Below are 25,758 nucleotides of genomic sequence, written 5' to 3'. Positions count from 1 at the left end.
ACAGATCCTAATATCTAATGCTGTCGGATAGCATATCCGACAGAACATTAGTCTTGTGTATTCTTATCAATCACTACGCATTTGGATTTTTCACTTTTACCTTTTCACTTTCGCAAGACATTTTTCATTAAGCACAGCGCCTGCTCTTCACTTAGCTACACATCCCCACACTTTAATGACTGCAAAATAAAGGAAATAAGCGGTCGGTTTTTGCATAAAAAGTGGCCCGTTTACGTATAAAAAGTGGGCCACTTTTGACACGTAAACAGGCCATTAACAGTCTGAAAGCAAAGTCATGACATTTACTTAACGGAACTCGTTGTAACAGGATATAAATATTTAATCCGAAATAAAAACACCATAAAAATATTACGATTTTTATGGTGTTTTTCAAACAGGCTTAAAGAACTGGCAAATATCACAACAAGTCAAGCCTTAGTCAAAGACATAAAATATGCGGTCTGCGCCAAAAAGAGATAACAGCATCAGGCATCATCGTCAGGCTTGTTAGCCATAAGGCGCTGATAGGTAGAAGGCGTCATTCCGTTCACCTTTTTGAAAGCCTGTATGAAGCTTGCTGCCGAGTTGTAGCCCAGTTCCTCATATATGGCCTGCAGCGTCATGTTGCCGTAATGCTCCTTGTCCGAAAGACGGCGGCACGCCTCGCGTATGCGGTATTCACTGAGAAACTGTCGGAAGTTCTTGCCGTAGACGTCGTTAATAGCCCACGAAACATATTTGGTGTTAGAGCCAACCATCTGCGCAAGTGTGTTAAGATTGAAGTCGGAGCGCGATATCACGCTCATGTCTGCCATCACGGTGTTAATCTTGTTCAGCAGCAGGTTCTTCTGCTCCTCGCTCAGCAGCGCTGCAGCCGTGCGCTCTTTCTTATCAGCGTCGTCGGTCTTTCCGTCGGCATCTTCAGCCTCGCCTTCAATGTCACCGGCACTCTCCTGCCCTGCCTCACCGGCAACATCGGGCACATCGTCCTCGTGTACAGTATTTACAGCTTTTGCATATTGCTCGAGCAACAGGCGACTCTGCTTGTCAGACTTCATCAGTTCCTCGTTCTTACTTACGAGCAATATCTGTGCGTCAGTAAGCTTGCGGTTCTTCAGCCTCAGCATACGATACAGCACGGTAAGCACAATAAGCATGATGACAAACACGATGATAACCACAAGCTGCGTGGTGTTGCGCGTTGTAAGCGAGTCGATGAGCTTCTGATTTACGGCATTTTCATATTTAAACAGCTTGCTGCCAGAGATGTAAAACTGACTCTTGTTGAATGCCGAGTCAGACAATTCAAGATACATTGCCTTATATTTGGCTGCCGAATCAGCCTGTCCCGCACTGGCATAAGCCTCACTGAGACTTTTATACACTCTCGACATTTTGTCTGAGTTATCTATCTTTAATGCCATCTCACGACATTCCTTAAAATATGCAATTGCTGTTTTTGCATCTTTACGTTTCAGCGCAATATTTCCAAGTTCCATATACGGTGCCTGAACATACATAAGCGGCATATTACGCTCCTTTGCAAAAGCATACGTTTCCTTATAATAATACTCAGCCATAGCATAGTCTCCTGCCGTCTGAGCTATGAATCCCTGATTATTAAGACAATAATACTGCCTAAGCTGCTGGTCCTGTACGGGCAGCCTCATCATAACATTAAAAGAAGCCTTTGCCCTCTTAATATCTTTCATGAAACAATAGCACACGACAATATTAGACAGGAACTTAAACTGAAGATCTACATCTTCTGCCTTCACGGCAGCCTTATACCCCCGCTGATAATAATGCAGACATCGGTTATAGTCGCCTATGCTTGCATATATATTTCCGATGCAACCGATACATGCATTATATACCCGATTGTTCTTTTCATTTTCGGCTTTGTCAAGTGCCCTTGTATAATAATCCAAGGCTTCAGGAAAACGTCCGGTAGAATAGAACACATCTCCTTTAGTCTTCAGAACAACTGCGCTGTCCGACTTTTCTTTAGAAGCAAAAGACGGCAACGTAAAGACAAAAGAAAACAACAACAGCAACAAGACTAGTAATTTCATCAAGAATAATATTTATTAATAAAAGGGGGTACTAAATTTTTCAGCAGAATCATCAGGCATACCTGAATCTTGAGCCGTGATACAGATTAACTCATGCAAAGATACAAAATAATATTACTTAAACGTGAAAAAAAGACAAAACAATAACAAATTGAAGTAACGCCCATAAAAAGTCTATATTGATAACATAAATATACATTTCAAGCCGTTTTTGTTAGGTTTTTTATTTAAATTCAAGAATTTAAAAACAAGTCGGAACATAAAATCATGTTTTTTATAGATAAAATAATATTTTTGTCAAGCGTTTTAAGTTTAACAAATATAAATATAATGCTTATGAAAAGAATTATCCATTATTTTGTAGCTTCAGCGGCATTGTTGTTCTGTTGGACATCGACAGAGGCACAGGTAGTAATGAAACTGCCTGAAACGAACAAAGCGGCAAAAAACAATGCCGGACAAATGCAGAAGGCTGAACCAGCCAAAGCTAAAGCAGAAAGCATGTCAACAGACTATAAGAGTCCGTGGCCATTACAGACTTTTGATGAAAAAACAATCTACTCAAGATTTATAAAAGAAAAAGGTAACGTACCTACATTAATTGCACCAATACCCTACAAGACATCTGCCAAGGCAGAAAGCGAAATCCTATATACATATACAGGATTCAACGCCGGAGCCGGATTAGATGAAAACGGAAATGCAACAGGCGGCATGGTAAACTTTAACCTTACACCATTTGCCTGCGACACTGTGTCGTCAGATTCAGGACTTTCGCCTTATTCATATACGGCAAAAGGCAAATTGTATTGTTTCTTGCCTATTCAAGATGGTGCCACAGGCAACTATAACACAATAGTCAGAACTGTATATGATGCCAACACTCTTGAATTACTGAGCAAAAAGACATTTACCAACGCTAACGGCAACTCAAGCTATGTGCCATACATGATGTCATACGACGATCAGCGTGACGTTGTTTTCGCAATTTCAATGGAAAACGTTAGAGATCAGGGATACGGCGGAACAGACTACTATCTTAATATATTAGACACGGCAACATGCCGCCTTCAGCGAGTTGGTTTCTTAGGTTCATACCGTGCTTACAAGACATCGGGTAACTATAATCCCAAAGGATTTGTAGCTGGCTATGGTTCGTTATTCGTACAACTCGCCGACGACAGTATCTACATGGCTAAAATAGATCCGGTAACGTGCAAGACAACCATTATTGGCCGGACCAAAATGCCAAATCAATATGTCTATGGCCAACAGCCAATGATATACAACGTTGCAGAAGGAAGTTTGCTCGTAAACCATTATGACTTCAACTACGGAACAGTTTACTATAAAGTCAGTCCATTTGTGCCATATGGATCAAAAGAAGATACATGTAAAACCGTATTAGTAGAAAAAACTCCTACAGGCTTCACCTATTTTTATAAAAGGCCAGAAGCAGAGACGACTTTCTCTAAATTACAGTTGGACGACATCAATGACTTAGTTGTATCCGTTGCAGAAGGCAGTAACGACGCAAATATATCGTTCACAATACCGTCAACTGTCAATGGTGGGGAAAATATTGAAATACCGCAATGGGCATCAGACAAAGTACGCCTTTACTTCTATGTTGACGGAGCCAGCGTAAATCCAACAGGCGTTCCCTCACAGCCCACATTGGGCAGCAAAGTCAGCTGCAGCATGGAAGGTCTTTCTTCAGGCATGCATATCGTTACGGTACAGGTATATCCGCTGTACAGCGAAGTTAGTGGAGGCAGATTCTCAAAGACTATAGTATGCGGATACGATGCACCTGCAGATGTAGCAAATCCTACTCTCACAATAGAGAATCAACAGGCAACAATAACATGGGAAGCTCCCGAAAAGGGATTGTATGACGACTTCGGAAGTATCTTTGACAAATCTGACATATCATATACAGTTGTACGCAATGTCGACGGAAAGACTATTGCCGAGGACATAACCGAGACAACTGCCGTTGACACAGACATGCCGAAAGAAATACTCACTCACACATATACCATTTATGCAAAAAGCCATGGCAACGTAAACCGCGGAACCGTAACAAACTGCATAACGGCAGGACTATATATGCCTATACCTTATGTCAACACATTCTCTGATATGTCTGACATCGACGGATGGGCTATATACAACTTGAACAACGACGGAACAGCCCTGACATGGCAATACAACAATATCTATGGACTATTAACTTGCAGCGGTCGCAACGGATGTGACGACTGGATAATATCACCCGCATTTGACCTGAAGACCGATTCTTTATATATGCTGTCTTATCAGCTGAGTGTTTCGTATGAAACAGCAAGTCTGAAAACGACAATGGGCAATAGTAACACTGTTGAGTCACAGAACATTGTAATAGACGACCTGTATAACTTTGCAACTGAAGGTACTGAAACAAAACGTTATTATATCACCCCAACTGAAGACGGCTACTACAATTTCGGTCTGCATGATTACGGAACAGGAAGCAGCCCGGTATCTATTGACACATTCATTGTGAAAGCCATCGCTTCAGTAGAAGCTCCTGATACAGTATCTGCCGTTAACTTCGTTCCAGACGCAGTTGGTGCTTTAGGCGGAACATTCACGTTCACATTGCCTTCAAAGAGCATCGACGGCAAACAGATTTCAGAACTCACAAAGGTAACTATATACGATCTTAAGGGAAATGCTCTTGCCACCAAGACTGACGTACGTCCAGGCGAACAGATTACATTGCAGGTTAAGGCAGCCAAAGGCTTCAACACATTCTCAATCGTTGCAGCCAACGCTAATGGCGAAGGAAGACCTATGGACATAACAAAATATGTTGGACCTGACGTACCTAAACCAATATCAGACCTTACAACAAAATGGGGTGAAGAACAGAACATTGCCGTATTGTCATGGACGAATCCGACAGAAGGCGTACACGGAGGATATGTTGATCCGGCAAAGTTCAAATATACTATCTATAAATATGACGTACCAAATTATATAAAACTTGGCGAAACCACAGGCGAAAGCGAAGTTGAAATACAGATTATGGACGCTTCTGACGCACAAGACCAGTATATATTCGGCGTAACAGTTTCTAACGACGAAGGTGAGTCTGACTACGTGCGTTCAGGACTGGTGATGGGTACACCGTACACACTGCCATACAATGAGGCCTTTGCCGAAGCCGGAGTAGACCATGCACCATACCTTATAGGCGCAGGTATAAACAATCAGGCATGGACCATCGATCCGGGTTATTACAATACAAAGATTCAGCCGTATGGACAGGACGGCGCACAGCTGCTGTGTCTCAACACTGGTTCATCAGAAGGCTCTGCATATTTCATCTCTCCGATAATCGACTTCGAGAAGACAGAGAAGCCTATGTTCTCATTCTGGCTGCACCACTCTGACGCAATGCCTGAAACTGCATATATTAAAGTTATGGCTTCAACTGACGGAAGCAAAAACTATGTCGACATCAGCGAAGAGATTAATCTTACCGGCAACAACGGATGGCAGGAGCACATCGTTGACCTCTCAGCCCTGAACGGCAAGAAAGCACAGATATCACTCTATGGATATATGCCTAATCCGGCCGTAAGAATATTTGCAGACAACTGGAGCATCTACGAGGCATCCGGCAAAGATCTCGCCGTGACAGGCATAACACAGCCTTACATGCCGGTAGTGGGCGACACTGCAACAATCAGCGTAACCGTTGTAAACAAGGGTGCAGACGAAGCCACAGGCTACTCTGTACTGTTCAATGTCGACGACATGACCATAGACGAAGTAGATCCGGAAGAGGCCCTGGCAGCAGGATCATCACGCACATTCACGTTCACTCTGCCTATAACAGCAGCGAAGAAGAACATACTCTACAACGCACAAGTGCTGTATGACGGCGACCAGAACGAAGAGAACAACCTTAGCAGCGACGTAGAACTCGACCCGCGCAGCATGAATCTGCCCGCTCCTACCTCACTGACTCTCAGCAATGACGACGAACTGGCATGGACCGCACCTGAAGCAATGGACGGACGCGAGGTTATGCTCGACTTCGAGAGCCTGCCGGCATTCGCCACAAATGAGATTGCAGGATGGAAGACTGTTGACAAAGACGGAAACCTGTCAACAACATTCATACAGTATTACGGCAACTATTGGCCTTATGCTAACCAGCCTCTAGCATGGATGACATGGAGCGCTAAGGAAGCCGGATGTCCCGACGCAGCAGTATGGACTCCGTATGAAGGAGAAAAGTGTCTGATCCACTGGGGCAACTATGGTGCCGACGCAGAAGGACGTCCTAACAACAATCCTGACGACGACTGGTTTATCTCACCTGAGATTAAGGGCGGCACAGAAATTTCGTTCATGACTCTCTCTAACGACGCTACAAGCTCTATCGAGATACTGACATCTTCGACAGACGACAAGCCCGAATCGTTCACCAATAAGGTTACTGTGGTTGAATATCCTACAATAAGTACATGGAAGGAAGTAAAGGTAACGCTCCCGGCTGACGCTAAGTATGTGGCAATACACACTATCCTTGACGGCTTCGGCATCATGATAGACAATATTGCCTACACAGAAGCAAAGTCACCTGTGCTGAAAGGCTACAAGCTGTATCTCGACAACGCCGTTAACAGCCTCGTTGCTACAAACAGCGCAAAGGCCACAGCCAACGGAACCTACGCAGTAAGCGCAGTTTACGACCTTGGCGAATCAGACCTGTCTAACACTGTATCGGTAACAACCGGTATAGCTGACCTGCAGACATCTGACGTGAAGGTTATGGCTGGCAACGGCTGCATCATAGTAAAGAATGCAATCGGACAAAATGTTGAGGTGTTCACTCTCAACGGACAGAAGGTTGCAGGCAGCGTTGCAGGCGAGACGGCAACTTATCAGGTAGCAAAAGGTGTTTATGTGGTTATGGTAAGCAACAAGCCATATAAGCTGATTGTTAAATAATAAGTTAGAATAACAGAAGCCACGGGGCTGGCACGGCAAGCCAAGTGTCATGCCGGCCCCTTACGGCTTCTTTGTTTTTATATATAAAGACATTAAGCATGAAACGACTTTTTATCTCAATAGCCATTCTATTATGCGGCATCTGCAGCACTAAAGCCATACCGGCTGACCCTACGCCAAAGAAAGTGATTCAGCCCGACGGCACAAGTCTTACGGTGCTTATGCGGGGCGACGAACATCGTCATCTGCTGTTCACCGAAGACGGATATCCTCTGTTTTTCAACATTAAGACCAAAACCTATGAATATGCCAGACTCGACGGCAGCAAAATAACAGGAAGCGGTCTGGCTGCTGCAGACAAGGACATGAGAAAGACAGAAGCCAAGAAATACCTGGCTTCTATAAATATTGACGCATTTAGCCGCGCGACAGCCGGCAGCGGAATGAGAAAGGCACCTAAGCGAAGCGACTATCTTATTAGCGACTTCCCCACAATAGGACGCCAGAAATCTCTTGTCATACTGATTCAGTTCAGCGACGTCAAGTTCTCGTCTATAGACAACCCTCACCAGTTTTATGACGACATGCTCAACAAGGAAGGCTTCACGTGGAGCAACGGAGCAAACGGCAGCGCACGCGAATTTTATCAGCAAAGCTCTAACAGGCTGTTTGATCCCGACTTCACTGTGGTTGGTCCGGTGACGCTATCAAACAAAGCCACCTACTACGGTTCTGACGATGAGGGACAGGACTTCAGAATGGGCGAAGCTATAAAAGAAGCATGCGAGCTTGTTGACGATGAAGTGGACTTCTCCGAATACGACACCAATGGCGACGGATATGTCGACAACATATATTTCTTCTATGCCGGCGGCGGACAGGCCGACGACCCTAACGGAACAGAACTTATATGGCCCCACTCTGCCATCGTTGAGGAAGCATGGGAGATGAAGCTCGTCTACGACGACAAAGTGATAGGCCATTACGCCTGCAGCAACGAGTTGCGCTATAGTGCAGTTGGCGACCTGCAGCCTTCAGGCATAGGCACATTTGTCCATGAATTCGGCCACGTGCTCGGACTGGTTGACCACTACGACACTTCATATGGTTACTTTACCTTCGGGCTCGGAGCCTACGACACCATGGCCTCAGGCTCATACAATAACAACATGCACACGCCGCCGCTCTTCTCTGCGTTTGAGCGTGCCGAACTGGCATGGCTCGACTATGACATACTGGACAACAACGCCGACAGCATAACTATGATTCCAAACCTGGCATCATCAAACAAGGCTTTCCGTGTGAACGTTCCGGGAAAGGACAACGAGTTTTTCGTGCTTGAGAACCGCATGCAAAGCGGATTCGACACATACTTGCCGGGACAGGGCATGCTCGTATGGCACATTGACCAGGACAAAGACGCATGGGAGAACAACATCGTAAACATAGACCCGCAGCATCAGCGCGTAGATATAGTTGAAGCTGACGGCATTCAGTCGGAAGCAACACGCTCGGGCGACACCTTCCCCGGTTTTGCAGGAATAACACAGTATGAACTCACATCGTGGGACGGCGCAAGCCTTGTATCGTTTGATGACGTCACGCTGGACGGCGACACAGCCCAACTGCTGCTTGCCGGAACGTCATTCAGCATGCCTGCACCGACTACAGTAGACGTGACAGACATAGCCGACAGCAGCTTCGTGTTCTCATGGGCGGCTGTCGAACACGCCAAATATTATGAAGTAAGCGTATATTGCACCGACGGCAACAGCCAGCGCCTGTATATCGGCGACTTTGACCATAAACGTTACACATCGCCTGAGACGATAAAGATAGACGGTCTTGTGCCGCTTACCGACTATGTCGTAGCCGTAAGCGCCGGACTTGGCAGCTATATGTCTGAAGAAAAGAATGCTCCTGTGCAGACTCTCGATCTGGCCTTCGCCAAGCGCAAACCTGCAGGCTTAGCCACAACAGATGTCACAGAAACGGGATTCAAGGCTAAATGGGAAGCCGTGCGCGATGCCGACGACTATCGTCTGACGGTAATGAAACATGACTATTCCGATGAACTCTCGGCAAAGGGATACGACTTCAGCAACAAGGCTGAAGGCATGCCTGACACATGGACTTCAACGAGCAGCATGTTCTACTCGGTTTCGGGCTACTACGGAGAAAAGGCACCGTCGCTGCGTCTCTCATCAGACGGCGACTATCTCGTGATTGCATACAACGAAATGCTCATCAGCAACCTTAGTTTCTGGTGCCGCGCAAAGAGCAATACGGAAAAGATATATGTAGAGACTGACCAGGGCGACGGAGTATGGACCGAGGTGAGTGTCATCAGTCCATCAGTAGACGGAGCCACTGAGCGGGTAAGCTTAGACGAGTGCAAGCAGGTGCGCCTGCGCTACGGACGCACTTCGGGCTTTGTAGTTATCGATGATGTAGTGGCTGAAGGCAAGGTGGTGGAGCGCACACCGGTAAGCGGATACGACGGACTGTCTGTAGGCAACGTGCTAAGCTACGACGTAAAAGGGCTGAATCCGGGAGCAACATACAGCTTCATAATACGTGCAGCACAGAACGGCGAACTGAGCATCAGCTCTGACGAATGTGCGCTGACACTGCCCAACAGCACAGGCATAAGTCAGGCTGTAGACGATTCTGCCGCAGGCAAGACTGAAGTGTACGACCTCAGCGGACGCAGAATGCCGGCAGGAGCGTTGCCTCATGGAGTGTACATCATTAACGGAAAGAAAGTTGTGAAATAAAAAATATTTAGAGTTATGCAAAGACTGTCAACAATAATACTTGCATTGCTGCTCAGCATAGGCGCAATGGCACAGTCAGGAACGGTAAGCATGGGTTTCTGCAACGGTCAAATGGCCGATGAGGGCGACATACAGCTGAACGGCAAAGGATGGGTGTCGTGCGCAACTAAACTGCCGTCATCCGCCCTCGACGCATACAAGGGCAACAGCATTTCGTCTATACGCGCAGCACTGCTTAACCGCATAAACATCGACACGCTGAAGGTATGGATACGCACCGAGCTCGACGGCGACAACATAGCCGAGGGATACATAACACGATCTTCTACTCCGGCCGTAAGCAAGGGATGGAACGAAGTGGAGCTGACCGAGCCGTATGAGATAACCAAGAATGCCGGTGACATATACATCGGCTATTCTTTCCATCAGAGAGCCAACGTAGTGGCAGTTTCTATCGTTGGCGAACCCGTGGCAGGCACGTCATATCTCAAGATGGGCGACGCTCAATGGCAGGACATAAGCAACAAGGGCGTTATCAGCATGGAGGCAATAATAACGGGCAGCTCGCTGCCTAAGCAAGACCTCGGACTGCTATCTGCCACAATAAGTCCATGGCCACAGAGCGGAGTGAACGCCCTGAAGGTGAATGCCGCCATACACAACTACGGCATAGAGGCCGTAAACGGGTTTACCATAAAATGCACTACAGGCGAAACTGTCTGCCGGACACACATCGACACGCCCATTGGGCCTACGTCAAGCACGTCGTGCTCGTTCGTCATCGACCCGGGCATCTACACCGACAGCCAGGCGAGCTGGAGCATCGAGATTGAGAGCATTGACAACGGTACAGACGAAAACAGCACCAACAACATGGTTGAAGCGGTGTGTACTTATCTGAAAAACGTTCTCATAGAGGAGTTTACGACAGAGAAATGTAGTAACTGTCCGAGAGTGGCAGGCTATCTGCATACGGCAATGAACTCGAGCAGCGACTACAGCGACAGGGTGTTCGCCGTGTGCCATCATGCCGGCTACTATACCGACGAGTTTACCCTGCCCTGCGACGAGGAGATGCTCTGGCTGTTCAACAACGGATCCAACTGCTATGCTCCGGCTATGATGATAAACAGGCAGCCGTATCATGAAACGGGCAACTCTGCCGGCAGCAAGACCGCCGTTTATCTGCCGCAAAGCCCTGATGACATCACGTCATATATCAACACCGAGATGGAGCTGACGGCAAATGCTGTTGTAGGCATAACGTATGAATTCAATACTGACTCTACAGCGGTTACGGCAAACGTTACCTGCCTTAAAAACGACAACCTGATATGCGCAATGCCACATCTGACAGTATACCTTACTGAAGACGAGGTTAAAAGTCTTTTTCAGGAAGGATATGAAGGACAATACTATCAGCAGCACGTAATCCGCGGATACAACAGCACATGGGGTGAGCCTGTAGTGTGGGACGGCAATTCGTTTACATACTCATACACCTTCAACATAGACAAGGCGTGGAAGAAGAACAACATGAAGATTGTAGCTGCACTTGCTAACTATAATCCTGACGACGCCACCGACTGTTCCGTGGAAAATTCGGCGGCCATAGACCTGATAAAGAAAGAGACAACGGGAATAAGCACTGCTGAAGACAACGGCTGTAACGAACCGGCTGAATATTTCAATCTGTCGGGACAGCGCATAGCCAATCCGCAGCACGGCATATTTATCGTGAAATACAAGAATGGCCATACAAATAAAATTCTCAAGTAGCACTATTTTTCTTTGATAATGGTAAAAAAATGGATTTAGAGAAGAAGCCGGGAGCGTGATGTTTCCGGCTTCTTTATTTTGTTCTTCCCCTTTCAACGGCCTGACAGAAATAATTACCGGCAGCATATCAAAACCGATTTTCTATTCATAAATTCTATATCAAACACCTAGCTTATAAAAAATTCTTCTGCTATTATAATGGCCTTATCAGAAAGATGAAATAGAAGAATATACCCTGAAAAACCGGCAAAAGCATACCTTTCATGATGCAAAAGGCATGCTTTTACACTGTAAAAGGTGGCTTTTCAGAAAGCAAAAGGTGGCATATTGCAAATTATAACTAGAAGAGCATAATTCGGGCGATAACAGATGTGAGTTTTACCCTAGTCAACTTTAATCATGGAAAGATCTGCTTACAGGTCAACCGAAATCAGAAGTTTAACGATAAAGATATAAATAAAAAAGTTTTTATAAAAAACTCATCACTCGTCACATCTAATCTTAACTCTCTGTATGACAGATGATTAAAGCGTGATGAGTTGGGATTTCAACTCATCACACTCAGAGAAAATCCACTGTAAACGTCTGATTCGGGTTGACTTCAAGCAAAGTTTTAACAGACGTGTGACGAGTTGAAAAGACAACTCGTCACACCATAAGTAACACATTTACAGCACTTTACATAGAGATGTGACGAGTGACGAGTTTTCTGCAAAAACTTTTTTTATACCGCATTTAGCCAAAACAAGTCCGGGCAAGGACCGGGGTTAACAAGCAATGACATGCATCACGGCTGATTTTCTGAGCCGATGACGGCAAACTGAGCGCAAGGCGACAGCACAAAGATTGGCGCAAAAATTTGACTTTCAAAGAAAAATATGTATTTTTGCATTGGTTAAAAAATTACACTTTGAATTATGGACGTAAAGATAGAAGAGTCGTGGAAACAGCATATTGGAGGTGAGTTTGAAAAGCCTTACTTTGCCAATCTTATCAACTTTGTACACGACGAATACCGCAACCATACGTGCTATCCTCCGGGACGACTTATCTTCAACGCCTTCAACCTGTGCCCATTCGACAAGGTTAAGGTGGTGATACTCGGACAAGACCCCTACCACGAGCCGCGACAGGCTGAGGGACTGTGCTTCTCGGTGAGCGACGGCGTGCCGTTTCCGCCCTCGCTTATCAACATATTCAAAGAGATTGAGAACGACCTCGGCACGCCGATGCCGCAAAGCGGAAGCCTTGTGCGCTGGGCACAGCAGGGCGTGCTGCTGCTCAACGCCACGCTGACCGTGCGCGAACATGCTGCCGGAAGTCACCAGCGGCGCGGCTGGGAGGAGTTCACCGACGCTACTATCAGCGCACTGAGCAGAGACCGCGACAACCTGGTGTTCATCCTCTGGGGCGGTTATGCCCGCAGCAAGGCACAGCTCATAGACAACTCGCGCCACTTGATACTGCAGTCTGTCCACCCGTCGCCGCTGTCGGCCAACCGCGGCGGATGGTTTGGCAACCACCACTTCAGCCTGACCAACCAGTATCTGCAGCAGCACGGCATGGAGCCGATAAAATGGTGAAAAAACGACATTATATCACAATAGACAACAAATATGGATTTACCGATAATACAGGTGGGCGACGTACTTGTGTCGCCCGACATTATAACAGAGCAGTTCTGCTGCGACCTCGATGCCTGCAAGGGCGAATGCTGCATTGAAGGCGACGCCGGAGCGCCTGTAACGATGGACGAGATAGGCGGCATTGAGGATTCGCTCGACACGGTGTGGACCGACCTTTCGGCCAACGCACAAGCCGTGATAGACCAGCAGGGCGTGGCGGACATCGACCCGGAAGGCGAACTCGTAACGAGCATAGTCAACGGCAAGGACTGCGTGTTTACGTGCTACGAGAACGGCTGCTGTCTGTGCGCCCTCGAAAAGGCTCACCGCGCCGGCAAGACTGAGTTCTGCAAGCCCATAAGCTGCGCTCTCTACCCTATCCGCGAAAAGAAACTTTCCAACGGCCTGACCGGCCTCAACTATCACCGTTGGAGCATATGCGAGGCTGCACGCGCCAAAGGCAAGGAACTGGGACTGCCCGTGTATAAATTTCTGAAAGAGCCGCTGACACGCCGTTTCGGCGAGGAATGGTATGCCGAACTCGAAGCCACCGTTGCTGAGCTGCACAAGGCAGGGATGATATGATAAAGGCCGTAAAAGATATAAACGTCCGTGTTTCTGACATCAGAATCACGGACGTTTTTCATATATAGGCAATAAATGCAATACGCTCTGCAACGGTATTAACATCAAAGAATGCGTCAACAGCCGATGACATAAAAAACTTTCGGATAACAGAATATAAGATACATTAAAATAAAAGGCAAAAAGAAGGCCCCGCCGGACAGCAGTTCCGGGCGGGGCCTCACCATAAATAAAAGCCAGACAAATTTACTTCACGATAGTTTTTGAAACCACCTTGCCGTCGGCAGTCTTGCCTGTAACGATGTTGACACCCTTGCGGTAGGTGTTGAGCTTAACACCGTCGGCAGAATAGATGCCTGTAACTGTTATGGCCTGACCGGCCTCAACGCCGTCGATGCCTACAGTTCCTTCAGATGCCTTTCCGGCCTTGCTCAGTCCGCCATACTCGTTGACAGCCTGAATAAGATATTCGTCGCCGTCAGTATAGCTGCAAGATGTGGCAGTGGTGAATCCTTCCACGCTGCCGTTCTTGGTTATAACGTAGCAGATAGCGTAAGGCACGGCATCCCATGTGATGGTCTGCTCAGACTTGCTGATTACCGGAACAGGAGCGTCGCATGCCTCTGTGATAATCTCCGGCTGCCAGTTGTCGTCGCCTGAAAGCACGTTCTTAACAGTGTATTGTGCAGCCTCTTCGTCGGTCAGAGAGTTCTTTGCATATCCCTCCACCTTCTGAGTCTTGTCGTCGTCGGCATAATAGTAGTAATAGCTGCGGCGCTGTGACAGGTCTACGGGGTTGCCTTCGCCGTCAACGGTGTTGTAGTCGGCAAAGATAGCCGGTATTGCACCCATCGTCTCATACCATCCTGTGGCAGGTATGGTAACCTCAGCCTTGGTGTTGATGAACACGGTCTTGGGCTGGTCGTGCCACGGGCGTCCGAGCCATACAGAAGTTTCTGAAGGCACGCCGGGAGCAGTAATCACGTTGTTCATGAACACATAGCCCCACTTAGAGTCGCTGTTGTGCGACGGAGCAACGATGTATCCGCCGTCCTTGCGCACGATGTTGAGCGTGTCGCCGTCGAAATAATAGTCGCCGTTGTTGTAGATAAAGTCTACCGCACCCTCTATGAAGCAGTTCTTGACATAAGCACGGCAGTGAGAGTCGCTCGGCGTAATCCATGTATCCTGATAGCTGTACATGCCGCAGTTGTTGAACACAAGGCGGTCGTTCTTGGTGTTAAGGGCCAGAGCCTGAGGTCCGGCATTCTGCTCAACGCCATAAGAGTTTACGAAGCTTATGCCCTCGAAGTAGAGGTTCTCAGCACGTGCCACGAACGTAGCGCCTACGTCTACGTGCAGCGCATTGTCGCCTCCGCACAGCTTATCGTCGCTGATAGACACCTTGTTGCGGTCTTGTCCGATGAAATGGAGATAAGGCTTCGATTCAGGCACATCTACATGCTCCTTGTAAACACCTTCCTTGATGAAGATGAGCCACGGCTTTACGCGTCCCTCGGGAGCAGCGTCTACGGCAGCCTGCACAGTTGTATAGTCGCCGGTTCCGTCCTGTGCAACCACAGCATCGTAAACACGTGCCTCGGGCTGCTTGCGCTCCATTGTGGTGAAGGTGAGGCTTACGCCCTCGAAGGCGTTGCCCGTGCGGTCTTCAATGGCTCCGGCAGGCAGTATGAACGTATAGTCAGTAGAATATTTCAGACCAGTATATTTATATACAACTGTCTTTCCGCTTACGGTAGGAACAATCTCCTCACCGTCGAGAGTCGCCTTTCCGTCGTTGGCGGCAGCCACAACTTTCTCGTTGAACGTAAGTATCACAGAACCGTTGGCCGTAACGTCCTTAGCCTTGTCGGCAGGAAGTGTAGACACCAGTTTGGGCGCCTCGCCGTCGTCAACGATGTTTCTGTCAGCCAGCACGAATATTTCTGCAACGGCTGTTCCGTCGAGATTGCTCTCGCTGCCCACGAGCTCTGAAGTCCAGTCGGGCATGAAGCGTATGTAAACGCGGTCTTGTCCGGCAGCGTCGGCAGGCAGGTCGAACTCGCCTTCAGCCCATGCACGGTAAGGCAGAGTGTATGTGCCAAACTTAGTGTATGTCTGTCCGTCAATGCTGTATTCGGCATTCACTATGCTGTGAGCGTTGAAGTCGTCACCCACGGAAGCCGAAAGCTTGATGTTAGAATATTCTTTTGTAGAGAACGAAATCTCGAAATAATACTTCTCGCTGAGATCTCTCCACACGCGTGCGGCATACTTTCCGTTCTGTCCGCCCTTCTCTGATCCGCATGCGAGCCATGAAGAAGTGAGGCCCTTGGCATTGCGCAGCGACAGCAGTCCGGCGTTGTCGCTCTCAGCCTTATAGTCGGCAGCGCGCTCCTTGGCAGGAGTATCGCTGTAAAGGTCCCATCCTACGATATAGTCAGCGCAAGAGAATGTGGCAGTAACCTGCTTGTCGCCGTCCATGCTTATCTCGCGCACTGCGTCGGTAGAGTTGTCTTCCCAGTTGGTGAATGTCAGAATGCGGTTGTTGAGAACAGTGAGCTTCACGTCGGTTCCTTCCTCATAATAGTGAACGCCGTCAACGACATTGCCCTCAGGACTGAACTGAACGAGGTTGGTGTTGGCTCCGCCTTCAAGTGTGAGGTTGAGCGCATAAACGTTGTTTTTGGTGTAAACGGCAGTGAGCGATGTGTTCTCTGAAATCTCGAATGTATAGGGATTTTCGGTAGAAACCACCTCACCCTTGTCGTTGTTCCACGACTGGAAGTGATATCCGAAGTTCTCTGTGGCAGTAACAGTGATGCTTGTGCCCTCGTCGAACTCTGTTCCTGAAGGATTAGAAGATACGTTGCCGGCACCTTCCATGCCCGACTTAACCGACAGGGTGTATACGGGAACGGCAACAGGAGTGCCCTCAAAGTCGGCAGTGATGCTTACGTTGTTGATGGCGAGCTGCTTGCCTGCGTTGAGGTTATATACATAAATGAATATCTCGAGCTTGTCGGTGAGCGTTCCGAGCTGCGAAAGGTCGTAGTCGTAGCTTGAGAAAGCCGGGTTTCTTTCAGGATTTACATTCGATGCAATGGCCACTTTCTGGTCGCCGCTTACGGCATAGATGTCCATTGTACCGCCGCTTGTACCACATTTTGCAGCGTTGAACGTAATCTTTTTAGGTGTGAAATTGATGCCTTTCTTGGGCACAACGGCAAAGCTGATGAACGAGTTTTCGTCCAGAGCGTTGTTGATTTTCTCGGTGGGTTCGAGCTTTGACATCACCTCAGGGTCGCACTTCTGTGTGCCGTTGAGCGTAAGTTTGCTGCCGAGAGTGTAGCCTGTAGACGACAGAGCCTCGGGAACAGAAGCCTCGGCAGAGGTGGGATTAGACGCACCTTCGTTGAAAGGCCATGCCACTGTGGCATCCTTGGCGCTGATGCCCTGTGAGCTTTCGTCCTTTTCGGCGCTCACGGTGAGCTGCTTCAGGTTCCAGTTGCTCACCAGTCCGTTGCCGGCTATGAGACGTACTATCACCTTGTCCTTGTTGTTGGCCGACAGCTTCACGGTGTTTTCGTTGTATATCCACCAGTTGGGGGCTGTGGTGCCCTTGCCGGCATCAATCCATGTCTCGCCGCCGTCGGTTGAGAACACGGCCTCGATGGCTGCCTCAGCGTTGCCGCCGTAGCCTATGGCATAAGTAAGAGAGATGTTCTTGTAGCCCTTTGTGGGGAAAGACACCTCATAATATACATTGTGCTGCGAGGCATCGGTGTAGTCGGTGATGTTGTTTGCCTCGCTGTTCTCAATGCGCATCACCTTGTCGCCGTTGCTGTCAGATACCTGCCAGTATCTTGACTCCGACTGTGCCGACAGCATGTAGCTGCCTTGTTCGCCCTCGAATACGTTGGGATAGAAGTAAGGTGCCTGGTCTTTAAACCATGTTGCACTTATCTCTGCCCACTCGTTGCTGTTGGGCACGTAGACCGTCTTGCCGTCTACGTCGGTTTTGTCATAGCCGCTTGCAAATGTCCATTCTGCGAGCTTAGCTTCCGTTTGCGCCAGGGCACCGGTCGGGAAGCACAGCGACGACAGAATGACGAGCAAGCCGCATAAGCTGATCTTTACGCTTTTCATAATTGTTTACTGATTGTTTTAATATAGAATTTTAGTTGTTTCAACCTTTCCGTCGGCATATTCCTTCTTAACGATGTTAAGTCCGGGACGCATGTCCTGGCGCATTGTGCCGTCTGTGCCGTAGTAAACCGTGCGCACTGGAGCGGCATTCTGTGTCAGCTCTGAGCTGATGCCTGTGGTAGAGTCGACGGCGATGCCGTGTATCGTAACGTCGCTCAGACAGATGGTCTTGCCTGTTGCGGCATTGTTATACCAGGGATAAACGCGTATGCGGAGAGTTTCGCCCTCGTTGACCGACAGCACCGGCATTGAGCATACATACTGCATGTTGTTGGCGGGCATGCTCTTCATCTCGAAGATGTTTACAGGATTGGCGAAGTTTTCTTCCTTCGAATAGTATATCTTGCAGCACATGCCGTTGCCGCCGCAGCCGCATACGAACATCGACATAGAGTCAACCTTGAGCGTAGTGCCCTTTGCAGGCTGAACGGCAAATTCGATATAGCGGGTTGAAACTTCGTCGATTTCACCGGCAGGCCAGCTTTCGCCCTCGATGACATTGCGCTGTGTCTTGCGTGATGCGTCGAAACCTGTCCACTCGGGCCATGTGGTGTTAGTGTTGGGTGCAGAATATTTCTGAAGCGTCATGCCGCTGTACGACTGTCCGAGAGTGTTCATCGGACCTGTAACCTCGCATTCATCGTCTTTCTCAAGGCGCCAGTATGCCTGAACGGGCACACCGCCCTCGAGTACGATGCTTGTGCCTGTAACGGGTATGGTGATGGTCTTGTCGCCGCTGGTTACGGTTATTTCTTCGTTAATGGGGCCTTCTTCGGCAAACTCGCAGCGTGCATAGAACGTGCCGATCATGTTGCCTTCCTTATAGCTCATGCTGATGCTGCCCGAATAGCTCTCGCCGTCGGCAGACACCTGCAGGCCCTTGCTTGCCGTAATGGTTACGTTGCCTTCGGCCGGCTGAAGGTCGAAGCCGCTGATCTGAAACTCCTTTACAACGGTCTGTCCCTTGTAAGCCTCACCGAGGTCGGCCTTCGACGGATTGACGCTGAGGTCGCTCGTCAGGTTGATATACTCGGTCAGGATGCCCTGTTTCTGCAGGAGCTGTGCGCAGAGGCGCGCAATCAGAGTGGCTCCCATGGCCGAAGTGTGGGTGCTGCCGTCGCCGTCGAAGAGCAGTTCGTTGGCCTTGGCGTCGCCGTAACTTTCGTAGAGTTCCTTCGTTGCGGTGGTCAGGTCGATGTAAGAAACGCCCATTTCATCGGCAACCAAGCGCATCTGATAGGGATAGTCGTATGTATGGTCGTCCTCGCCAACCTTGTTTCCCTCCTTGATGCCCGATGCAGTGAGCAGCGAGAAGTCGTCGCCCAGGTCGTGACGGCCGTTGCGGCGGATGGTGCTGCCAGTGAAATATTTGCGGCAGATGGCGCCTACGAGCACCGGAGTGGCACCGAGGGCGCGTGTCTCTTCAACATATTTGCGCAGATATTCCTTATAGGTTCCGCTGGCAGTGGTGCCGCGATAGTCGGTGGCATCGGCCTTGGCCTGGTCGCCTATGCTCTCGTAGTAGGCTTTAACCTCGTCGCCGTCCATGCCGTCGTTCTTCTCGTCGTTGTGTGCAAACTGTATCAGCACGTAGTCGCCGGGCTGTATCTGCTTCTTGACCGACTCCCAGTAGGCGGCCTCCTCATAGAAACTCTTGCTGCTCGCGCCACTCTTGGCACGGTTGTTCACCGTTACAGCGTCGGTAAAAAACTGCTGGAACATCTGTCCCCAGCCGCGCGTAACGGTTGTCGACTCGCTGTATGTGGCCATCGTTGAGTCGCCGATGGTGTGCACCTTTATGGCCATCATCGACGTTGATACCAGCATACCGGCTGCTAAAAGCGTAGATTTAAAAAGGTTCATAAGTGTAAGTTATTTTTTAAGGTTATAAATTTCGTAGATAGTTTGACGTAGATTTCGGCGGCAAAGATAGTTCTTATTTACCGATGAAATGGGATAAAAATTGTTTAGAAAGGCGGACTTTTCATCATTTCGGGCCTATAAACGCCTGATTTCGGGCTTATTGTTGGTGTGCAGAAATACTGCTGAGATTATGCGGAAAATGGCGGACGGCTTATAACATAACGAGCAAGGGTTTTGTAAAAGGCCACGTTTTACAATGCAAAAGGGCATGTTTTGGCACGCAAAAGACCGTCTTTTAGAAGGTAAAAGACGGCCTTTCGCAACGCACTTGTTATCAGACAGTTACAGAGGTGATATTGACATAGCCTGAAAACACCGCAAATCAGCTGAGCTGCGAATATTTTTTGCGATAGTCGGACGGCGTCATGCCGGTCTTGGCCTTGAACGTGCGGCCGAAGTATTTCGGGTCGGTAAAGCCTACTGAATAGGCAATCTCCGAGAACGACATGCGGCTCTCAACTATCAGCCGCTCTGCCCTGAGGATGCGCATGTGGCGCACGAAGTCGATGGGCGACATGCCGAAGAGCGACTTCACCTTGCCGTAGAACACGGTGCGGCTAAGGGCCATGGCCCTGGTTATGTCGTCTATCTTGAGTTCGGGGTCGGATATGCGCGGCTCGAGATAGTCGACAAGCCGGCGCGCAAACTCCTTGTCGGCATCGGCAATGCCCGGTGAGTCGGCCTTATATATAAGGTGGCCGTCGCCCGCGGCATTGAGCTTGCTGACGTATGCCTGCTGAAGCTGGCGGCGCTGGCGTATGATGTTGTCGACACGCGACTTCAGGTAAGACACGCTGAAAGGCTTGGTTATATAGTCGTCGATGCCCTCGTTAAGGCCTTCTATGCGGTAGTTGATGGCTGTTCGGGCCGACAGCACCACTATAGGTATGTGGCATGTGTCGGGGCATGCCTTTATCTTACGTATCATGGTCATGCCGTCCATCACGGGCATCATGATGTCGGTGATGATGAAGTCGGGCTGGCGGCTCTGCGCCATCTCGAGTCCTTCCTGCCCGTTGCGTGCCTCAAACACATTGTAGCTCGACGAAAGACTGCTTACAAGGAAGTAGCGCAACTCTACGTTGTCTTCAACCACGAGCACGGTGATACGTTCTGAAGCAAAGTCGAGACCGCTTACGGTGGCAGCAGACTGCGGCATATTGTCAGAAACGGCCATTTCATCGGAGTTTTGTGGCGCTGCATCCACATCGTCGGCAGCGGCATCGAGCTTCTTCAGGTCGAGCGACTTGTTCACGAGTTCGAGCATGCGCACGGAGTTTTTCTTCACAAATTCGAGATATGTACGGGCCTTGGCCGACAGCGGTTCCTCGCTCAGCACCTGACCAACGGGGCCGTCGATGAGCGTCAGAGGGGTGCGCAACTGGTGGGATATGCCCGTGAAGAAGCGCAGCTGGCGCTCCTTGAGCCGCTTTTCCATTGCAACGTTGCTGCGCAGGCGCCACACGTAGAACAGCGAGAATATGACGGAAAGTCCAACAAGCACATACAGGAGCATGGCCCAGCCTGTCTCCCAGAATGTGGGATGAACATATATCTTAAGCTCGCGGGCGTTGTCGGTCCACACGCCGTCGGAGTTGGTGCTCTTCACCACGAGCGTATACTTTCCTGCGGGGATGTGGCTCAGCGAGGCACTGTGGCTCATGCCCGTGTAGCTCCACTCGCAGTCGAGCTCCTTTATCCTGTAGGCATAGCGTATCAGGCGGTTGCCGTCGTAGTCGAGTGCCGAGAAGTAGACAATGGCGTTGCGCTCGCCTGCCGGAATCTCGAGCACGGTCTTGCCGAGTATTGGCGTTATCTGCTGCTCGCCCTGAAACTGCACACCGCTGAACACTATCATGGGCTTGTAGCGGCTCTTCTTTATCTGACCGGGACGGAACGACAGGTAACCGCCGATGACACCGAGGAAAATCTCGCCTCCACGTGACGACACATAGGGCTGAGCTTCGGTGAAGCCGATGTCTTCTTCCCAGTCGTTAGAGCCGTAAATCTCATATTGGCCGGTCTTCTGATACAGCTTGTCGAGACTGCTCTCGCGCACGAGCCACAGACTGCCCGCAGCGTCTTCGACAACAGCCTGTATGGTGCCTTCCTCATGCTCTATGCCCTCAACGCGCCTGAACGGGATGTTGTCGCGAAGCAGACTTGACGCCTGTGCAACCTGAAAGCCGCCGCCCATGGTGGTGGCATATATCCGACCCGACGACCTGCTGACATAAGTGTTGAGCACGTCGGAGGCAAGCAGCGACGTGGTGTCGCCCTGAATGTGCGTCGTATAGTAATATCGCATCGACGAAAACTTGTCTACACGATGCGACATGGTAACTATGCCGCCGAACGTTGACGCCACCATTATTCCGCCGGGGGCGGCTGATATGCGGCGCATGCGGTTGTAAGCCTTGTCCTTGAAGGGCGTCATCACGTTGTTGCCGTTGATAAATGCCATGCTGCCGCCGGGCTTCATGGCTGCAATGTTGATGCCTCCTCCATAAGTGGCCACCCACATACGGCCGGCGTCGTCTTCGCAGAAGTCGTATATGCTGTCGCAACTCAGCGACCACTTGTCGGTGTAGCTCCTGGCATAATGCGCCAATCCGTTTCCGCCGCGGCCTCCATACAGCACATATATGCCGCGGCCCTTGGTGCCAATCCACACATTGCCGTAGCGGTCTTCGCGCAGAGCGTACACGCCTTCGTCGGTAAGACGCACCGGCACACCGGTCAGCCGGCCGTCGGGCGAGAGATACATCATTCTGCGGCTTACGGCATCGGTAACGGTTACATAGCCGTTGTGCATGCCTGTCCATATCCGTCCGCTGCGGTCTTTCATCACCGAACGCACGTCGGCATCGCGCACCGTGGGGGTAAACTTGAAGCGATAATAGTTAAAATTAACAAGTGTAAGATTATGATTGCCCGTAAACCAAAGGTTGTTCTGCGCGTCCTTCTTATATTTCAGGATGTAGCTTACGGGCAGACGGTTGCTGTTTTCGGCATTAAGATTGTAAGGAACGAGACATCCGCGGGCTTCATCATAATAAGAGAATACGCCGCCGTTGGGTATCACCCACACCGTGTGGTTGTCGTCTTCATGAAAAACAGGATAACGGCTCGTGGTACCCATCCATCCGTCTGCTTCCGACTGAAGCCATCGAACGCTGCTTCCGTCTGGCGAAACAAGACTAACACCCGGTCCTGAAGAAAATGCCCAGGCACGGCCCCGACTGTCGGTAAACACCTTCTTCACATCTGCAGACGGCTGCGAAGGATGCTGAACGGACACAAGACGAAAACCTGACGTGCGAGTGCTGAACACGAGCAGCCCTTTATCACAGGCCAAGGCAAGCTTGTCGGAACCGAAGCTGCACATGCCGTTTATCTTTGTTACCGGTGCAGGAACGCTGATCATGCGCAGCCGGTCTGAATAAACGCCGAAGCGGCCGTCGCGCGATGCAAAATAGACCTTGCGCCCCACATGGCACATATACTCAAACTTGAAAGGAAGAAGCACCTTGCTGCCGTAAAGCCCAACGCCGTTGTCGGCAAACACCCACTCGCGCCCGTTTCCGTCGGCCATTACTTTTCGTATAGGTCCCCGATATATCGTCTTGCGCGTGTCGATAAGACTTACGCCGCCGTGGTTCTTTATCTTGCCCTCATCTATGCGCAAGTTAATGTTGCCGTCGCCAAGTACCCATGCATGGCCGTTGGGCAGCGATATAATGTTGCGCACCGGAAACTTATGTCTGACCTTGTTGCCGACAAGCACGTCGAGGTCAATATAGCGGCATGTTGTACAGTCGAACAGATAGGCCTTGCCGTCATAGGTGGAACACCAGATGTCGCCGCAGGAGTTTGGACGGATAAACTTAAGGCGGTTGGAAGTAAGCACCTGGCCCGCACCGAAGTGCTCGCGGAAACGGCTGAACTTATAGCCGTCGTAATTACATAGTCCGTTCCATGTTGAAACCCACATCATGCCATCGTCCGAAAGCCCAAACTCCGATATGTTGTTGGCAGGAAGTCCGTCATCGATGGTAAATGTCCTTACCTTGCAGTATGGCTGCGAAAAACAAGACGAAGCCGTGGCCGCAAGCAAGAATGAGGCCGCAAGAATATAAGTAATGATTGGTTTTAAGTAGATTTTCAACATATTCGAATTAAGAAACAAGCGCTGCAGGCAAGTAGGACAAAGCCATGAAGGCGGCCGTCGGCCGCCTGTCCATTACGACTTACGGTAGGACATGGGCGACATACCGACATGCTCCTTAAAATATTTTCCCATGAACGACTGGTTCGGGAAGCACATGTCCTGCGATATCTCCTTTATGCTCTTGGTCGTATTCTTCAGCAAGACACGCAGCTCCATCACAACGTAGTTGTCTATCCAGTCGTTAGGAGTGCGGCGGCTCACCATCTTCACCGTCTCAGAAAGATACTTGGCGGTTATGCACATCTCATGGGCATACCATCCCACTCTTCTCTCCGAGCGGTAGTTCTGCTCTACCAGACGGATAAAGTCAGAGAATATGGCTTCGGCACGCGTGGGCTTCCTGTCTGACCTGAGCTGTATTCTGTATATGGCATTGCTAAGGTCGTAAATCATGGCAGATATGAGCATCCTGACCACATCACGGCGGAAAGGCCTGCTGCCATCGTCAACCCTATTCTTTATCATTGTGAAATAGTCGACCACATCTTTAACCTCGTTGGGCTGAAGCATGAAGACAGGATGACTGCGCGAGAAGAGAAACAGAGAAGACAGCTCATGAAAGCCCTTAACAATCTCATGAAAGAAATCGTAAGACATCATGATGGCTATTCCCTCAACATCGTCGCTCCTCTGATAGTTGTCAACAACCTGACCTTCGTGTATAATCATGGCCTCACCTGCATGCACACACTGTTCTACGGTGTCGGCAGTATAGCGGAAGCTGCCCTGCAGGCATAGTCCGATAATCAATCCCATGTTGCGGCTCGGCTCACACGGGACCGGCAATTTTCCAAAATTGTCGAACAATATAATATCATCGTCAATACGGCTGAAGTTATATTCCTTAGCAACCGAAAACGTTGAAACAGATATTAATCCCTTTTGTCCCATTTTTCCAAAATTTTGTCTTGCAAAGATAACAAAATATCAGCCACCATCAAATTAAAATCAAAAAATAATCATTGTATCGACAAGGTTTATTTTTTCCATAATATAAGGTGTCAACACCCTTTGCCAAAACCTTACCGGGCATTACACAGATAAAAAATCTTGACATGACCACACTTCACCCGGAAACTGATATGAGAAGCCAAAGCAACAACTCACAAACCGACGGCTTCACAAAAAAAATTGCATTCAAAAAATATAACAAATGCCTTTCACGGCACATCGTGAAAAAGGCAACAGCCTTAACAAGGCTTGGTAAAGGAAAGAGTATCTTCTTATTTCACCAAAAACATATCTCCATAAAAACATATACAAAAGCCAAGATTTTATATGCAATCCGCAATATGAATACATTACATGTTAAAGAATATTTACATGCGTTTCATTTTGGCATCTATTTTGCATTACGCCTCATACATTCACATACAATGTAATATTAACACTTATTTGCGTTATTCACACAAAGCCCAAGAGTCAATTTATCTTTATTTTTGCACGAATAAGGACTACAATATTGTCATTTTGTTTTTACTTTTACCATAAGTATCGTTATTTATTGTGATATTACCATTTTTTATAAACCAGTCAAACTTATT

At 49.0% G+C, this 25,758-nt stretch carries 10 protein-coding genes; 5 read left to right on the top strand and 5 right to left on the bottom strand.

Annotation, left to right across the window (positions count from 1 at the left end; all coding sequences use genetic code 11):
• Nucleotides 1–485: 485 nt before the first annotated feature.
• Nucleotides 486–2,075 (bottom strand): helix-turn-helix domain-containing protein, encoded by a 1,590-nt coding sequence (locus ACU52_RS13455; RefSeq protein WP_082335300.1) that lies wholly within the window; start codon nucleotides 2,073–2,075, stop codon nucleotides 486–488.
• Nucleotides 2,076–2,411: 336 nt separating this feature from the next.
• On the opposite strand from ACU52_RS13455, the gene ACU52_RS13450 reads away from it, so the two are divergent.
• The 5 genes from ACU52_RS13450 (at nucleotide 2,412) to ACU52_RS13430 (ending at nucleotide 13,851) form a co-directional block, all read left to right on the top strand.
• The gene (locus tag ACU52_RS13450; protein ID WP_162207784.1) at nucleotides 2,412–7,085 is read left to right on the top strand and encodes a choice-of-anchor J domain-containing protein; all 4,674 of its coding nucleotides are present in this window, start codon (nucleotides 2,412–2,414) and stop codon (nucleotides 7,083–7,085) included.
• A gap of 98 nt (nucleotides 7,086–7,183) precedes the next feature.
• Nucleotides 7,184–9,862 carry a M6 family metalloprotease domain-containing protein gene (locus tag ACU52_RS13445; RefSeq protein WP_053399164.1) on the top strand — a complete coding sequence of 893 codons (2,679 nt, stop codon included), beginning with the start codon at nucleotides 7,184–7,186 and terminating at the stop codon, nucleotides 9,860–9,862.
• A gap of 15 nt (nucleotides 9,863–9,877) precedes the next feature.
• Nucleotides 9,878–11,641, top strand: coding sequence for an Omp28-related outer membrane protein (locus ACU52_RS13440; RefSeq protein ID WP_053399163.1), 1,764 nt, complete (start codon nucleotides 9,878–9,880; stop codon nucleotides 11,639–11,641).
• Nucleotides 11,642–12,558: 917 nt separating this feature from the next.
• Entirely contained in the window at nucleotides 12,559–13,224 is a 666-nt protein-coding gene (gene ung / locus ACU52_RS13435) for a uracil-DNA glycosylase (protein ID WP_021855918.1), read from the top strand.
• Nucleotides 13,225–13,257: 33 nt separating this feature from the next.
• Nucleotides 13,258–13,851, top strand: coding sequence for a DUF3109 family protein (locus tag ACU52_RS13430; RefSeq protein WP_021855919.1), 594 nt, complete (start codon nucleotides 13,258–13,260; stop codon nucleotides 13,849–13,851).
• Between the two features lie 246 nt (nucleotides 13,852–14,097).
• Here the strand turns inward: ACU52_RS13430 and ACU52_RS13425 are convergent, their stop codons facing one another.
• The 4 genes from ACU52_RS13425 to ACU52_RS13410 all read right to left on the bottom strand — a co-directional run bounded on the left by ACU52_RS13425 (nucleotide 14,098) and on the right by ACU52_RS13410 (nucleotide 25,105).
• On the bottom strand, nucleotides 14,098–18,000 hold the full coding sequence (locus ACU52_RS13425) for a pectinesterase family protein (protein WP_053399162.1): 3,903 nt from the start codon (nucleotides 17,998–18,000) through the stop codon (nucleotides 14,098–14,100).
• Nucleotides 18,001–18,018: 18 nt separating this feature from the next.
• The gene (locus ACU52_RS14870; protein WP_082335298.1) at nucleotides 18,019–19,923 is read right to left on the bottom strand and encodes a rhamnogalacturonan acetylesterase; all 1,905 of its coding nucleotides are present in this window, start codon (nucleotides 19,921–19,923) and stop codon (nucleotides 18,019–18,021) included.
• Nucleotides 19,924–20,305: 382 nt separating this feature from the next.
• Nucleotides 20,306–24,154 carry a hybrid sensor histidine kinase/response regulator transcription factor gene (locus tag ACU52_RS13415; RefSeq protein ID WP_082335297.1) on the bottom strand — a complete coding sequence of 1,283 codons (3,849 nt, stop codon included), beginning with the start codon at nucleotides 24,152–24,154 and terminating at the stop codon, nucleotides 20,306–20,308.
• Between the two features lie 72 nt (nucleotides 24,155–24,226).
• Nucleotides 24,227–25,105, bottom strand: a complete 879-nt coding sequence (locus ACU52_RS13410; protein WP_053399160.1) for an AraC family transcriptional regulator — start codon at nucleotides 25,103–25,105, stop codon at nucleotides 24,227–24,229.
• Nucleotides 25,106–25,758: the final 653 nt, after the last annotated feature.

Source organism: Xylanibacter rarus, assembly GCF_001275135.1.
GTDB lineage: Bacteria > Bacteroidota > Bacteroidia > Bacteroidales > Bacteroidaceae > Prevotella > Prevotella rara.
Note: the sequence above shows the minus strand (reverse complement) of the source record. Positions and strands in the feature narration are given on the sequence as shown.

What these genes read in the sequence shown, in the direction of transcription:
- ACU52_RS13455 (WP_082335300.1), bottom strand. Translation starts at nt 2,075, where the DNA reads ATGAAATTACTAGTCTTGTTGCTGTTGTTGTTTTCTTTTGTCTTTACG.
- ACU52_RS13450 (WP_162207784.1), top strand. Translation starts at nt 2,412, where the DNA reads ATGAAAAGAATTATCCATTATTTTGTAGCTTCAGCGGCATTGTTGTTC.
- ACU52_RS13445 (WP_053399164.1), top strand. Translation starts at nt 7,184, where the DNA reads ATGAAACGACTTTTTATCTCAATAGCCATTCTATTATGCGGCATCTGC.
- ACU52_RS13440 (WP_053399163.1), top strand. Translation starts at nt 9,878, where the DNA reads ATGCAAAGACTGTCAACAATAATACTTGCATTGCTGCTCAGCATAGGC.
- ung (WP_021855918.1), top strand. Translation starts at nt 12,559, where the DNA reads ATGGACGTAAAGATAGAAGAGTCGTGGAAACAGCATATTGGAGGTGAG.
- ACU52_RS13430 (WP_021855919.1), top strand. Translation starts at nt 13,258, where the DNA reads ATGGATTTACCGATAATACAGGTGGGCGACGTACTTGTGTCGCCCGAC.
- ACU52_RS13425 (WP_053399162.1), bottom strand. Translation starts at nt 18,000, where the DNA reads ATGAAAAGCGTAAAGATCAGCTTATGCGGCTTGCTCGTCATTCTGTCG.
- ACU52_RS14870 (WP_082335298.1), bottom strand. Translation starts at nt 19,923, where the DNA reads ATGAACCTTTTTAAATCTACGCTTTTAGCAGCCGGTATGCTGGTATCA.
- ACU52_RS13415 (WP_082335297.1), bottom strand. Translation starts at nt 24,154, where the DNA reads ATGTTGAAAATCTACTTAAAACCAATCATTACTTATATTCTTGCGGCC.
- ACU52_RS13410 (WP_053399160.1), bottom strand. Translation starts at nt 25,105, where the DNA reads ATGGGACAAAAGGGATTAATATCTGTTTCAACGTTTTCGGTTGCTAAG.